Source organism: Microbacterium ginsengiterrae, assembly GCF_014205075.1.
Classification (GTDB): Bacteria; Actinomycetota; Actinomycetes; order Actinomycetales; family Microbacteriaceae; genus Microbacterium; species Microbacterium ginsengiterrae.
In genome coordinates, this window is the sequence record NZ_JACHMU010000001.1 from 1668194 (window position 1) to 1682302 (window position 14109).

Below are 14109 nucleotides of genomic sequence, written 5' to 3' on the forward strand. Positions count from 1 at the left end.
TGAACGCATCATGGACGCGAAGAAGATCACCCGGAACCCACTGCTGTACGTAGTGCTGATCGGTGTATTGCTGTTCGGCGGGTTCCTGCTGATCTCCAATCTCGGTGCTCCGAAGCAGATCACCACCCAGCAGGGTCTGGACCTCCTGGCCGGTCAGACCGTCACCGAGGTGACGACGACCGACGGTGATCAGCGCGTCGACATGACCCTCTCGAAGGCGTTCGAAGACGCCAAGGAAGTGCAGTTCTACTACGTCGACGCACGCGCCGACGAGGTGGTCGAGGCCATCAACGCCGCCGACCCCAAGGACGGCTTCAACGACGTCGTGCCGCGCGCGACCTGGTTCGACGGACTGCTCTCGCTCCTCCTCCCGCTCCTGCTGCTGGGTCTGCTCTTCTGGTGGCTGCTCTCCTCCATGCAGGGCGGCGGTGGCAAGGTCATGCAGTTCGGCAAGTCGAAGGCGAAGCTCGTCAACAAGGAGACGCCGACCGTCACGTTCGCCGACGTCGCCGGTGCCGATGAGGCCATCGAGGAACTCGAGGAGATCAAGGAGTTCCTCCAGGACCCGGCGAAGTTCCAGGCGATCGGCGCCCGCATCCCCAAGGGCGTGCTGCTGTACGGCCCTCCAGGAACGGGTAAGACCCTCCTCGCCCGCGCCGTCGCAGGTGAGGCCGGCGCACCCTTCTACTCGATCTCGGGTTCGGACTTCGTCGAGATGTTCGTCGGTGTCGGTGCCTCCCGCGTCCGCGACCTGTTCACACAGGCCAAGGAGAACGCCCCGGCGATCATCTTCATCGACGAGATCGACGCCGTCGGTCGCCACCGCGGCGCCGGCATGGGCGGCGGCAACGACGAGCGCGAGCAGACGCTCAACCAGATGCTCGTCGAGATGGACGGCTTCGACCCGAACGCCAACGTCATCGTCATCGCGGCGACCAACCGTCCCGACATCCTCGACCCCGCACTGCTGCGCCCCGGTCGTTTCGACCGGCAGATCGGTGTGGACGCTCCGGATCTCAAGGGCCGTCTGCACATCCTCAACGTGCACGCGAAGGGCAAGCCGCTCTCGAAGAGCGTCGACCTCGAAGTCGTGGCGCGCAAGACCCCGGGCTTCACCGGTGCGGACCTCGCGAACGTCCTCAATGAGGCGGCTCTGCTGACTGCGCGTTCGAACGCGCAGCTCATCGACAACCGCGCCCTCGACGAGGCCATCGATCGAGTGATAGCCGGTCCCCAGCGTCGCACCCGCGTCATGAAGGACCGCGAGAAGCTCATCACCGCGTACCACGAGGGCGGTCACGCGCTCGCCGCTGCGGCGATGAACTACACCGACCCCGTGACGAAGATCACGATCCTCCCGCGCGGTAAGGCTCTCGGGTACACGATGGTCATGCCCGTCGACGACAAGTACTCCGTCACGCGGAACGAGCTGCAGGACCAGCTCACCTACGCCATGGGCGGCCGTGTCGCCGAGGAGCTCGTCTTCCACGACCCGACCACCGGGGCATCCAACGACATCGAGAAGGCGACGAGCATCGCTCGCAAGATGGTCATCGAGTACGGCATGACCACGCTCCTCGGCCCCGTGAAGCTCGGTTCCGAGGGCGGCGAGCCGTTCGCCGGGCGTGACATGGGCCGCGGCCGCGAGTACTCGGAGACCGTCGCCGAGCGCGTCGACACCGAGGTGCGCGCGCTCATCGAACAGGCGCACGACGAGGCGTACCAGGTCATCAGCGACAACCGCGACATCCTGGACAGGCTCGCGCTGGCGCTGCTCGAAGAGGAGACCCTCGACCACAACCAGATCGCCGACATCTTCAAGGACGTGCGCAAGCTCCCCGAGCGTCCGCTGTGGCTGTCGAGTGACGACCGCCCCGTCTCGGATCGTCCTCCGATCGAGATGCCGACGCGCGTGATCCCCGCGGATGCCGCTGCGTCCGTCGACGGTTCGACGGACGCCGCATCCGCCCTCGGAACGACCGGCGGCGCACCGGCTCCTGGGCAGGCGCGCCCGGCGACGGCCTGATCGTGGCCGTCGACCGCGAACGGGTCGAACGGCTGACCCGCGAACTCCTCGAGGCGATTGGGGAGGACCCGGATCGACCGGGGCTCAAGCAGACCCCGACGCGTGTCGCCGACCTCTACACGGAGTTCTTCTCCGGAGTGGGGGAGGACGCCGCGGAACCGCTCTCGAAGACCATCAGCGTGACACGCGGTCCCGCACCGGAGACCCTGCCGTCGGGCGCGGTCCTGCTGCGCGACATCCGCTTCCGCTCGGTGTGCGAGCATCACCTGCTGCCCTTCGCCGGACGTGCGCACATCGCGTACCTGCCGGGTGAGCAGGTCGTCGGGCTCGGCGCTCTGGTCCGCGTCGTGGAGACGCTCGCGGCGCGCCCTCAGGTCCAGGAACGCCTCGGCGAGCAGATCGCCGACACGATCGCCGAGCATCTCGACACCCGCGGTGTCCTCGTCGTCCTGGATGCCGTGCACGGCTGCGTCACGATGCGCGGTGCGCGTCAGACCGAGGCGTCGACGCTGACGATCGCCGCGCGCGGCGCCTACACCGAGCCGGCCGCGCGTGCCGAGCTGATCGCTCTCATCGGGAGCGGGCAGGCATGACCGGCATCTGGGGCATCGTCAACGTGACCAGCGACTCGTTCAGTGACGGCGGGCGCTACCTCGATCCTGAGCGCGCGATCGCACACGGGCTCGCACTCCGCGACGCCGGCGCCACGGTGCTCGACGTCGGTGGGGAATCCACCCGGCCCGGCGCGGAGCGCATCGCCCCGGCGGTCGAGCAGGAGCGTGTGCTTCCCGTCATCGAGGAGCTCGCCAGGCACGGCATCGTCGTGAGTGTCGACACGCTCAACGCCTCGACCGCAGCGGCCGCGGTGGACGCGGGAGCCCGCATCGTCAACGACGTCTCCGGAGGGCTCTCCGACCCCGAGATGCGCGCGGCCGTCGCACAGTCCGGTGCGGACTTCGCGATCGGGCACTGGCGAGGACCGTCCGACGACATGTACGCCGGAGCCGAGTACCGGCGCGCGTCGCGCGAGGTCGCCGGTGAACTGCGCGAGCGGATCGGCGAGGCGGCGGCCGCCGGCATCGCGCCCTCCCGCATCATCGTCGACCCGGGCATCGGATTCGCGAAGGTGGGTGCGCAGAACTGGGACGTCCTGCGAGGGATCGGCGACATCACCGGACTCGGATACCGCGTGCTCATCGGCACATCACGCAAACGGTTCCTCGCCGAGACGCTCCGGCGTGGCGATGAGGAGGCCGCCGACGTCTCCGAGGCCCGCCGCGACCTCGCGACGGCGGTGACGAGCGCGCTCGCCGTCCGTCACGACGTCTGGGCCGTGCGCGTGCACGACGTCGCAGCCACACGCGATGCGCTCGCGATCGCGCGCGCGTGGGAAGGGTGAGCCGCGGCATGGACACGATCACCCTCACCGGACTGACGGTCTTCGGCAGGCACGGCGTCTTCGCGCATGAGCGTGAGAACGGCCAGGACTTCATCATCGACCTGCGTCTTCATCTCTCGCTGGCGGATGCCGCGGCATCCGACGACGTCGCCGACACGGTCCACTACGGCGAGCTCGCCGAACGCGTCGCCGCCGTCGTCGGCGGCGAACCGGTGGACCTCATCGAGACCCTCGCGCAGCGCATCGCCGACGTCGTCCTCGATGACGATCGGGTCGGACAGGTCGAGGTCACTGTGCACAAACCGCACGCGCCCATCCCACTGACGTTCACCGATGTGTCCGTCACGATCCGCCGCAGCAGGAACGGAGCCGCATGATGGTCCGGATGCCGCCGATCTCCACGCCTGACCCTCGTCCCGGTCGTGACGCGACCGCGGTCGTGGTCGCGCTGGGGGCGAACCTCGGTGACAGGGCGGAGACAATCCATCAGGCGGCGCTGCGCATCTCCCGACTGCCGCTCGTCGACGACGTGCGGGTGTCCGACCTGTACGAGACGGTCGCCGAGCGCCTCGACGGCCCCGATCCCGACGCTCCCGCCTATCTGAATGCCGTCGCCACCTTCACCACGCGCCTCGCCCCGCAGGTGCTGCTCGGGCTGCTGCACGCGATCGAGGAGGAGCACGGTCGAGAGCGCCGCGAGCGCTGGGGCGACCGGACCCTCGACCTCGACCTCATCGTCTACGGGGACCTGCGGTCTGATGATCCGCATGTGCTCCTCCCGCATCCTCGGGCTGCGGAGCGGCTGTTCGTCCTCGAGCCATGGCTGAGCCTGGACCCCGACGCCGAGATCCCCGGGCGCGGCAGGGTCGCCGATCTCGTGGAGGCGCTGCGTCGATGAAGCGCACCTCGCCGCTCGTCCTCATCCTCCTGGCTCTCGCCGGCGGAGGGATCGGGTATCTCATCGACCACCTGCTCACGGCGAGCGGGCGGGCGACGTTCTCCCCGTCCGGATTCCTCCCGCTTCTGCTGCTTCTGCTCGCGACGGCCTGCCTCGTGCTGGCGTGGCCGGTGCGGCGGAGCCTGCGCGACCCATCGCGCGGACGCATCGACCCATTCCGTGCTATGCGCGCGGCGACCTTCGCCAGGGCGTCCAGCCTGCTCGGGGCGATCATGGCGGGATTCGGATCCGGGTTGCTCGTCTTCCTCCTGTCGCGCCCCGTCGCTCCCCAGGTAGGGTCGGTTGTGGCCATGACGGCCCTCGTGGCGAGTGCGCTCGTCCTCGCGGGCGCCGCACTCGTCGCCGAACAGTTCTGCACTCTGCCGAAGGAACCTGATGACCGACAGCCAGATGACCCCGCCGCCGGAGCCGACCGGAGCTGAACAGGCGCCGCGCGTGTCCGCTCCGGTGCTCGACGAGGGGACGTATGAGCACCTGCGGGAACCCCGCGGGGCGGGCCGCCTGGCGCTCGACGGGCAGTGGCACCAGATCTCGCCGCGGTACGTCACGTCGCAGTTCGTGCAGAACGGCATCCTGCTCGCGCTCATCATCGCCGCGGCCCTCGTCGTCGGCCTCGCCTTCGAGCAGACCTGGGTGTGGATCCCCGCGGGCATCTCCGTCGTGGTGATCCTCGCGACCCTCATCGTCCTGCCACGTCAGGCGAAGGCCATCGGCTACATGCTCCGCGAGGACGACATCGTGTTCCGTCGGGGCATCCTGTGGCAGCGCATCATCGCCGTGCCCTACGGGCGGATGCAGCTCGTCGACATCACCCACGGCCCGCTCGATCGCGCGTTCGGCGTGTCGCAGCTGAAGATGGTGACCGCCGCCACGGCGACCGGTGTCCAGATCCCCGGACTCACGCAGGCCGCGGCCGAATCGCTGCGTGACACCCTCATCACGGTCGCCGAGACCCGCCGGACCGGCCTGTGAGCACGCCGGAACAGCCGGATCGGTTCGCCGGGCAGGCCCCTCCGCCGCCGGTCGGTCCGCCGCAGTACGGCGCACCGCCGATGGGCGTGTCCGCGGCAGGGGATCACGGCTTCGGGCCCGCATCCTCCGATGGGACGCCGGGGGCATCGCCCGCCGGCCCGTCCTCACCCGCGCCGCCCCCGGCCGAGGAGTCCCTCGCCGACGGCGAGTGGCACCGACTGCACCCGCTGACGCCGCTGTTCAAGGGCGGCCTCGTGCTCATCATCGTCGCCGGCATCCTGGCGAACAGTTTCCGTGAGCGCATCATCTACTGGGCCGTCGACCTGTTCGCCCCCGAAACCCACATCGACGACTTCTCCGGGGGAGACCCCGTGGACTGGGTGCTGTCGAACAACCTCATCCTCATCGCGCTCGCCTCCGTCCTCGGCGTGCTGATCGTTCTCATCGCCGCGTTCTGGCTCGTGTGGCGGTTCCAGCAGTTCCGCATCGACGACGAGCACGTCGAAGTGCGCAAGGGGATCATCTTCCGCTCGCAGCGGCGTGCGCCGCTCGACCGGGTGCAGGGGGTCAACCTCACCCGGCCGTTCCCCGCCCGCCTCGTCGGCATGGCCAAGCTCGAGGTCGTCGGCGCGGGAACGGACGCGAACGTGCCGCTGGAGTACCTGACGACCACCAAGGCGGAGGGGGTGCGCGCCGACATCCTGCGCCTGGCCTCCGGAGCGCGGGCCGCGCGACTGGAGCGCGCCGGCGGGGGATCGCCGGCGGCGGCAGCGGCGCCGGGTGTCCGCGCCCAGCTCGTCGGTTCGATGAACCAGGGCGTGAACGGCCTCATCGAGGGTGTCGACCTCGCCGACGTCGCGGCGGAGAGCGTCGTGAAGATCCCGACCGGTCGCCTCGTCGGGTCGCAGTTGCTCACGGCCCTGCTGTGGCTGCTGTTCTTCGGCGTGCTCTTCGGCATCATGCTCGCGTTCACCGTCCCGGCGATCCTCGCCGACGGTGACCCGGATTCGTGGCTCGCCGTACTGGGCATCTCGCTCGGTGTCGGCATCCCGATGCTCCTGGCCACGATCGCCATCACCTGGTCGCAGATCTCGAAGTCGTTGCGCTACTCGATCGCTCCGACGCCGGATGGCGTCCGCATCACGTACGGGCTGTTCACGACCGTCACCGAGACCATCCCCCCTGGCCGCATCTTCGCGGTCGAGGTCACCCAATCGGTGCTGTGGCGACCGTTCGGGTGGTGGATGGTGAAGATCAATCGCATGAGCGGCAAGAGCCTCGCGCAGCAGCAGTCGAGCACCGCCCAGCAGTTCAACATCGTGCTGCCGGTCGGCGACGCCGCCGATGTGCAGCGGGTGCTCGGGCTGATCCTTCCCGACCTCCCCGCGCAGGATGCGCCGCTCGTCTGGGAGCACGGCATCCAGGGGCCGCAGACGCAGGCGGACCCGTATCGGAGGATGGTCCGGCGCGCCTGGTGGCGGCGGCCGCTCTCGTGGAAGCGGCACGGGTTCGCCGTCACCGACTTCGCCCTGTTGATGCGTCGTGGCGTCATGGTCCGCAAGCTCGCGGTGTTCCCCCTCGTTCGACTCCAGGGGATCTCGTCCCAGCAGGGACCGATCGATCGTCTGCAGCGCGTCGGATACCTCAAGGCGCACAGCGTCACCGGGCCCGTGCTCGGCGACGTGGTCGGCATCGACAGCGCAGAGGTGAATGCGTCGCTGGAGGAGATCGCCCACCGTGCCGCGGTCGCCGTTCAGCGTGATCACGGTCACCGCTGGGCGGAGGACGCCGATGCGGTCGCCGCCGTGCTCGCGGACACCTCCGCCGCGGACCCCGCCGCCGTCGACCCGTCCGCCACCTCGGAGAGGTCCCATGAGGCGTGACGGCCGCCTCGGCGTCGGGATCATCGGCGCAGGGAGGGTCGGCCCTGTCATCGGCGCGGCGCTGGGCGGGGCGGGGCACGCGATCATCGGCATCACGAGCGGATCCGACGACGACCGGGTCGCCGGCGTGCTGCCCGACGTCCCCGTGCTCGACGCGCAGGAGGTGCTGCGGCGCAGCGAGCTGGTGATCCTCGCCGTGCCGCACGATGAGCTGCCGGGGCTCGTCAGCGGTCTCGTCGACGTCGGTGCATGGCAACCGGGGCAGCTCGTGCTGCACACGGACCCCGCATTCGGGATCGGGGTCCTCGAGCCGGCGCAGCGCTCAGGCGCGATCCCGCTCGCGGTGCATCCGGCGATCTCGTTCACCGGCACCTCGATCGATCTGCGTCAGCTGCAGGCGAGCTTCGCCGCCGTCTCCGCGCCGGGCCCCGTGCTCCCGATCGCGCAGGCGCTCGCCGTCGAGCTCGGCTGCGAGCCGGTCGTCATCGCCGAGGAGGACCGGCCAGCGTATGCGGAGGCGATCGCCACGGCATCCGAGTTCTCGCGGGCGATCATCGGACAGTCGACGTCGCTGCTGCGCCGCATCGGGGTCGAGAACCCCGGGGGGTACCTGTCGGCGCTCGTGCAGTCGACCGTGGAGACCGCTCTGCGCGAGGAGTCCGACCCGCCCGCCGTCTGAGTTTGGCGTCCGCGGGCGTGAAGCCAGGTCAGCGGCCGCCGGAGAATCCGCCTCCGCCACCGCCGCCGGAGAAGCCGCCACCGGACGAGCCGCCGAAGCTCGACGAGCTGCCGCTGCTCGGCGAGGCGTAGACGGAGGAGGAGCTCGTGGCTGCCGAGAACAGCGCGATCCTCGTGGCGATGCCGTAGCTCGAGCCGTCGATCCAACCCGGTTCGCGGTGCGCCTGACTGTACGCGCTCTCCAGCACCCCGCCCCACTCCTTCTCCTGTCCGAACAGGATGGCGTAGGGGAGCAGGCGCTCGTACACGTGGATCACGTCGACACCCCCGTCGTCGCGGCGCTCGGCGCCGCTGTACGACTGCAGCATCCGCAGGCGATCGGCCTCTGCGACGCGGATGAACTCGCGCACGCCGTTGAGATACTCCAACCGCAGTGCGCCATCGGGGCTGAGGACGGTGTGCTTCGCGAACGCCATGATCGTCGAGATGAGGACGAGGATGCCGCACGCCACCATCGCGACGCCCACGCCGATCGCGGAATCCCGCCCTGTCGCCGCGCCCCAGACGAACAGCCCGACCATGACGGCGAACGCGATGAGCGCTCCAGTCAGGAGCAGACGGGCCGCCGGGCTCTTCGCCCTGGTCGTCAGACCACGATCCCTCGCCACGGCCGGTGCGGACTTCAGCAGCTTCTGAACCCGCTCGGCGAACGACTGACTGTTCTTGGGCATCTTCATGATCACACCGCGCTCGTCGCTGCCGAACAGCGCGCGCAGCGACTGCGCGTCGAGCGGGTCGGGGATCGGGGCGTCAAGCCGGCGGAGCCGCGGTCTCCGCTTCTTCTCACCCGCCTCCGGAATGTCCTCCAGCCGGATCATGCCCCGCACGGCGAGGTGGATGATCTGCGCGGACAGCGCATTCCTCGCGCCGGGAACGATGGCGCTGGCCAGCAGCGGCGGCATGTCGTCCGGCACGTCGTACTGTGCCACGACGATGCCGGTCGCGCGCCGACGGCGGCGTACCATCGCGGCGGCTCCGACCCAGCCGCCCACCGACAACAGGGCGGCGACCCCGCCCGCGGCAAATGGCACGACGTCGGTCGCGGGGTTCGGCAGTCGTGCCGGGGGCTGCGTGACGGTGCCGGGCTCGAGCGCGATCGCGACCGTCACCCCTTCGCCCGCTGTGAGTTGCGATGCCTCGACCGTGAAGTCACCCGCGCCGTCGAAACCGAGTTCGCACCGGTCGGTGGCCCCCTGCCCTCCTTGATAGCAGGCGGCATCACCCGTCAGCCGCGAGGCGAGCTCCTCGTCGAACCGGATGTCCGCACGGAACGCGCCGATGTCCTGCGTGCTGTCGAGCGGAAGGAGGTCCCAGTAGAACTCGTCGACCTTCGTGCCGGATGCGGCGAGGATGACGTCGTGCATCTCGTACTCGATGACGTAGGTGGTCGGTCCGTGCACGAAGTCGTCGTCTCCGGTGAGGACGTAGAGGACGTCGTCGTCCTCCTCGGTCTCGAACACGACCGGCTGACCGTCCTCGTCGCGGACGGAGAGGATCGTCGTGTGCAACGGAGCGCCCTGATACCGCTCAGGGAAGCCGGCGACGATCCCGCGGTTCTGATCGAAGTCGGGGAACTCCGCCACCCTGGTCTCGGTCGCGTGCAGCACGGCGCGGCCGTCGTCGTCGAGGCTCAGGTCGAACGTCGCCTCCCAAGAGGAGAAGTCGAAGTCGTCCACGTCCGCCATCGGTTGGGCGGCGGTGGCCGAGGCGCCGGACGAGGACAGCGCGGCGACGCTCACGGTGAGAGCGAGGATGCGAGGGAGTCTTCTCCTGAACATCCTTCGAGGGTACAGATCGACGATCTCGCGGGAGCGACCGAGCCGCTCCCCCACGCGCAAGCAAGATTCCGTAGGGCGGAATGCTTAGCAAGTTCATTGCGTCCACAGGAATCGGGACTTACTCTGAACACGCGGATCCGACGACGGTTCCGTCACGATCACACTGATGTGAGGAGTCGCCCGCGTGGACATCGACCTCGAAGAGCTCGCCGCCATCATCGAGTTGCTCGACAAGACGGAATTCAGCCAGTTCCGTTTCGAGAAGGGCGATCTGCGCATCGCCGTGAGCCGCGGAGATGCGCCTCTCCCTGTGGATGGCACCGCCACGACTCCCTCGGCAGCGGGCACGACGACGGCACCGGCGTCCGTCGCCTCGCCTCAAGCCGCGCCCACGGCCGCGGCCGGCACTCGCGCGGCAGCGGCCGCGGCTCCGTCCGGCGCAGGCGATGAGCTCGCCGCCGATGAGTTCGTCGTCCGCTCGCCCATGCTCGGCACCTTCTACGGTTCTCCGAAGCCCGGCGAGCCCCCCTTCGTGCAGGAGGGACAGACGGTCACCGCCGATGCGACGCTCTGCATCATCGAGGTCATGAAGCTCATGAACTCCGTGCCGGCCGCAGAGGCGGGAGAGATCCGTCGCATCCTTGTCCGAGACGGCGACCTCGTCGAATACGACCAGCCGCTGTTCGTCCTCGGGCGGGCCTCGTGACCGAGCGCGTCTTCGTCGCCAACCGCGGCGAGATCGCAGTGCGGATCATCGAGGCGTGCGATCGCCTCGGATACGAGACCGTGCTCGGCGTCTCGCTCGCCGACCGCTCCTCCCTCGCCGCACGGCGCGCGGGCCGGGTCGTCGTCCTCGGCGGTCCGCAGTCGCGAGAGAGCTACCTGTCGGTGGACGCGGTGCTCCAGGCTGCGATCTCCACAGGATGCACAGCCCTCCATCCCGGGTACGGGTTCCTCTCGGAGCGCCCGGATCTCGCCCGCGGCTGCGCCGACAACGGCATCGTGTTCGTCGGACCGTCACCCGAGGCGCTGGAGGCACTCGGCGACAAACTGAGCGCCCGTGCCCTCGCGGAGCGACTGGACGTCCCCGTGTCCGCAGGGGGAACGGCCGAGAACTGGGAGGACGTCTCGCGCCTCGCCGAGGAGATCGGCTTCCCGGTACTGGTCAAGGCCGCCTACGGCGGCGGAGGCCGGGGGATGAAGCTCGTCCACTCGGCCGCCGAGCTCGCCGACGCCTGGAGCGTGGCCTCCAGCGAGGCTGCCGCCGCTTTCGGAGACGGCACGGTCTTCCTCGAGCGCTACGTCGCCTCGGCGAAGCACATCGAGGTGCAGATCCTCGGCGATCGGCACGGCAACCGCATCCACCTCGGCGAGCGGGAATGCTCCGTGCAGTACCGCTATCAGAAGGTCGTCGAGGAGTCGCCGTCGACCTCGATCGATGCGACCACCCGTGAGGTGATGACGACGAGCGCGCTGAAGATCGCCGCCGAACTCGACTACGTCGGCCTCGGCACGGTGGAGTTCCTCTACGACGTCGGTACCCGTCAGGTCGCCTTCCTCGAGGTCAACCCGCGTCTGCAGGTGGAGCATCCGGTCACCGAACAGGTCACCGGGGTCGATCTCGTCCGCCAGCAGCTGCTCGCCGCCCTCGGCGAGCCGATCGAGATCACCCAGGCCGATGCCGAACCGGAGGGCCACGCACTCGAGGTGCGCATCACCGCTCAGGATCCCGACCGCGACCTCATGCCCACTCCCGGTCATGTCGCCGTGTGGCGCCCGCCCTTCGGCGGCGGCATCCGGCTGGACTCGCACATCTACCAGGGCTACGACTTCCCCCCGTTCTATGACGCCCTGATGGGCAAGCTCATCACCTGGGGTGCGGATCGCGACGCCGCGATCGCCCGCATGGTCACCGCGCTGGACGAGTTCGCCATCGACGGCATCACGACCTCGCAGCCGCTGCTGCGCCGAATCGTCACCGACCCCGTGTTCGCCCAGAACGACGTCACCACGCACTGGCTCGGCGACACCATCCTGTCCGGAGGTGCCTCATGACCGATGTCGAACTCGTCGACGTCTCGATCCGCGACGGCAATCAGAGCATGTGGGGCGCCGTCGGCATGACGACCCGGATGATCGCCGGCGCCGCGCCCGACCTGAACAAGGTCGGCTATCGCGCCATCGAGACCGCCAGCAGCACCATCCTCGCCATGGCCGTGCGCACGCACAAGGAGGACCCGTGGGAGATGCTGCGTACGGCGAAGCGACTCATGCCGGACACGCCCCTCGGTTTCCTCACGACGGGCAAGCGGTTCATCACCTTCTACCGCACCCCCGACGTGCTCTTCGAGCTGGCCTTCCGACTGCTCGTGCGCAACGGCGTGAGCCGGCTCTGGGTCATCGACCCCATGCACGACATGGCAGGCGCCCGCCGGATCGCGCGGATGGCGAAGGATGCCGGTTTCACCGATGTCGTCGGCGGCATCTGCTACACCACGAGCCCCGTGCACACGGACGAGTACTACGCCGACCGCATCGCCGAGTTGGACGACTGCGATGCGATCGACAGCATCTATCTGAAGGACCCAGCCGGGCTGATGACCCCGGAGCGCCTGCGCGGAATGGTACCCATGCTGCAGGGACGTCTGAGCCGGTTGCGCCTGGACGAGATCCACAGCCACGCCACGACCGGGGTGTCGCCGCTCACCCTCCTGGAGGCCGCCGACCTCGGGATGACGAAGTTGCACACCGCGCTCCCTCCGCTCGCGAACGGTTCCTCGCACCCCTCGGCTCTGACGATGGTGCGCAACCTCCGTGCACGCGGTCATTCCGTGGACGTCGACGTCGAGGCCATGGAACGCGCCTCGGCCTACTGGACCCGTCAGGCGCAGATCAAGCGACTCCCTGCGGGTGTTCCGCGCGAATACGACGAGGACTACTACCGGCACACGATCCCCGGCGGAGTGCAGTCCACTCTCGCCCGCCAGCTGCGCGAGATGGGCCGCCCCGAGTTGTTCGACGCCGTGGTCGAGGAATCCGTCGCGGTGCGGCGCGACCTCGGCTGGCCGATCGTCATGACCCCTTTCGCGCAGTACATCGTCACGCAGGCGACACTCAACGTCATCACCGGGGAGCGCTACAAGCAGCTCAGCGACGAGGTCATCGATCTGCTGCGCGGGGACTTCGGCCCCCTGCCCGGCGACGTCGACCAGAACCTCATGGATCGGGCGATGACCACCGCGCGGGGCAAGCTGCCGCCGTCCGACGGCTCGAGCGAGGAGACCCTTGAGCAGATGCGCGCCCGCTTCGGGGGTGTGGACGACGAGGAACTGCTGCTCCGGGCCGTCATGCCCGCAGAGCAGGTCGACGCCATGCAGGCCGCACGCGGCACCGGCGCGGCATCCGCTCTCGCCTCCCTGCTGAAGGCCGTGGAGAACCGTCCGCAGCTCAACGTCGCCTTCTCACAGGGCGACGCGAAGTTCGCACTCACTCGACCGGGAGGGACCGCATGAGCGCTGCGCTGGACGACATCCGCGGCTGGGTGTTCGACGTCGACGGATGCCTGGTGCGCACCACCCGCGCAGGCGGAAAGGGCGGCGTGCCCTTTCCCGGAGCGATCGAGATCATGGAGCTGCTGCATGATCGCGGTGACGAGGTCGTCGTCTGCACCAACGCCTCCGAACTGCCCCCGGCCGTCTACGCCGCGCACCTGCGTGACATCGGCCTCCCCGTCCGCGACGACGCCTTCGTCACCGCAGGCAGCGCCGCCGCCGACCACGTGCTCGCCCACCACCCCGGTGCGCGCGTCCTCGTCGTCGGAGCGGAGGGCGTGACCGAGCCGATGCGCGAGCGCGGCATCACCCTTGCCGCACCCGGCGAAGAACTCGCCGACGTCGTCGTCGTCGGCGCCGCGTCCAGCTATGAGACACCCGTGCTCAACGCCGCAGCCCTCGCGGTGGCCGCCGGCGCGGCGTTCTACACCACCGTCGACTCGCCCTGGTTCTCGGGCGGCATCCGTCGTTCTCTCGCCGTGTCGGCAGCCATCGCCGCGAGCATCGAATTCGCCACCGGCCGGAAGGCCGAGGTGGCGGGCAAGCCGTCCGCGGTACTCGCCGAGAGCCTGCTGCGGCGACTGGGCGTCGACGGCGCAGCCTCCGCGGTCGTCGGCGATGCCCCCGCCGAGATCCGACTCGCTCACCACATGGGGGGCACCGGCATCCTCCTCCTCTCCGGAGCGACGACACAGAGCGATGCCGACGACCTCACCGGACCCACCCGACCCGAAATCGTCCTCGACGACATCGCGGTGCTGCATCGTCGCCTCGCACCGCAGACCACCCGACAAGGAGCATGAA

General features: G+C 69.3%; 14 protein-coding genes. 13 read left to right on the forward strand and 1 reads right to left on the reverse strand.

Translation table 11 applies throughout. From position 1 onward, the window contains the following. Positions 1-10: 10 nt before the first annotated feature. The 9 genes from ftsH to HD600_RS08325 are packed head-to-tail and all read left to right on the forward strand — an operon-like array spanning position 11 to position 7917. A complete protein-coding gene (gene ftsH / locus HD600_RS08285; protein ID WP_144794645.1) occupies positions 11-2026 on the forward strand; it encodes an ATP-dependent zinc metalloprotease FtsH in 2016 nt (671 codons plus the stop codon). 2 nt (positions 2027-2028) lie between these two features. After that, positions 2029-2619: a GTP cyclohydrolase I FolE gene (gene folE / locus HD600_RS08290; RefSeq protein WP_144794647.1), complete on the forward strand. Its 591-nt coding sequence runs from the start codon at positions 2029-2031 to the stop codon at positions 2617-2619. Next, positions 2616-3425, forward strand: coding sequence for a dihydropteroate synthase (folP, locus tag HD600_RS08295; protein ID WP_184282909.1), 810 nt, complete (start codon positions 2616-2618; stop codon positions 3423-3425). The genes folE and folP overlap by 4 nt, the downstream gene beginning before the upstream one ends. Positions 3426-3433: 8 nt before the next feature. Next, entirely contained in the window at positions 3434-3802 is a 369-nt protein-coding gene (gene folB / locus HD600_RS08300) for a dihydroneopterin aldolase (protein WP_184282911.1), read from the forward strand. Between the two features lie 8 nt (positions 3803-3810). Next, the gene (gene folK, locus HD600_RS08305) at positions 3811-4323 is read left to right on the forward strand and encodes a 2-amino-4-hydroxy-6-hydroxymethyldihydropteridine diphosphokinase (RefSeq protein WP_241731782.1); all 513 of its coding nucleotides are present in this window, start codon (positions 3811-3813) and stop codon (positions 4321-4323) included. Beyond that, the gene (locus HD600_RS08310; protein ID WP_184282913.1) at positions 4320-4805 is read left to right on the forward strand and encodes a DUF3180 domain-containing protein; all 486 of its coding nucleotides are present in this window, start codon (positions 4320-4322) and stop codon (positions 4803-4805) included. Before folK ends, HD600_RS08310 begins: the two co-directional genes overlap by 4 nt. Further along, complete coding sequence (locus HD600_RS08315; RefSeq protein WP_422120158.1) at positions 4759-5355, forward strand: PH domain-containing protein; 597 nt, start codon at positions 4759-4761, stop codon at positions 5353-5355. Before HD600_RS08310 ends, HD600_RS08315 begins: the two co-directional genes overlap by 47 nt. Further along, positions 5352-7238 (forward strand): PH domain-containing protein, encoded by a 1887-nt coding sequence (locus HD600_RS08320; protein ID WP_338402188.1) that lies wholly within the window; start codon positions 5352-5354, stop codon positions 7236-7238. The genes HD600_RS08315 and HD600_RS08320 overlap by 4 nt, the downstream gene beginning before the upstream one ends. Further along, positions 7228-7917 (forward strand): Rossmann-like and DUF2520 domain-containing protein, encoded by a 690-nt coding sequence (locus HD600_RS08325; RefSeq protein WP_184282916.1) that lies wholly within the window; start codon positions 7228-7230, stop codon positions 7915-7917. Before HD600_RS08320 ends, HD600_RS08325 begins: the two co-directional genes overlap by 11 nt. 28 nt (positions 7918-7945) lie before the next feature. On the opposite strand, the gene HD600_RS08330 is transcribed toward HD600_RS08325, so the two are convergent. Continuing rightward, a complete protein-coding gene (locus HD600_RS08330; protein WP_184282918.1) occupies positions 7946-9754 on the reverse strand; it encodes a DUF2207 domain-containing protein in 1809 nt (602 codons plus the stop codon). 184 nt (positions 9755-9938) lie between these two features. Here HD600_RS08330 and accB point away from each other — a divergent pair, with 184 nt between their 5' ends. Genes accB through HD600_RS08350 form a run of 4 tightly spaced genes read left to right on the forward strand, consistent with a single transcriptional unit; the run spans position 9939 to position 14108 of the window. After that, a complete protein-coding gene (gene accB / locus HD600_RS14895) occupies positions 9939-10460 on the forward strand; it encodes an acetyl-CoA carboxylase biotin carboxyl carrier protein (RefSeq protein WP_184282919.1) in 522 nt (173 codons plus the stop codon). Beyond that, on the forward strand, positions 10457-11809 hold the full coding sequence (locus HD600_RS15045) for an ATP-binding protein (protein ID WP_184282920.1): 1353 nt from the start codon (positions 10457-10459) through the stop codon (positions 11807-11809). Before accB ends, HD600_RS15045 begins: the two co-directional genes overlap by 4 nt. Further along, positions 11806-13266 carry a pyruvate/oxaloacetate carboxyltransferase gene (locus HD600_RS08345; RefSeq protein WP_184282921.1) on the forward strand — a complete coding sequence of 487 codons (1461 nt, stop codon included), beginning with the start codon at positions 11806-11808 and terminating at the stop codon, positions 13264-13266. The genes HD600_RS15045 and HD600_RS08345 overlap by 4 nt, the downstream gene beginning before the upstream one ends. After that, positions 13263-14108: an HAD-IIA family hydrolase gene (locus HD600_RS08350; RefSeq protein WP_184282923.1), complete on the forward strand. Its 846-nt coding sequence runs from the start codon at positions 13263-13265 to the stop codon at positions 14106-14108. The genes HD600_RS08345 and HD600_RS08350 overlap by 4 nt, the downstream gene beginning before the upstream one ends. Position 14109 lies beyond the last annotated feature (1 nt).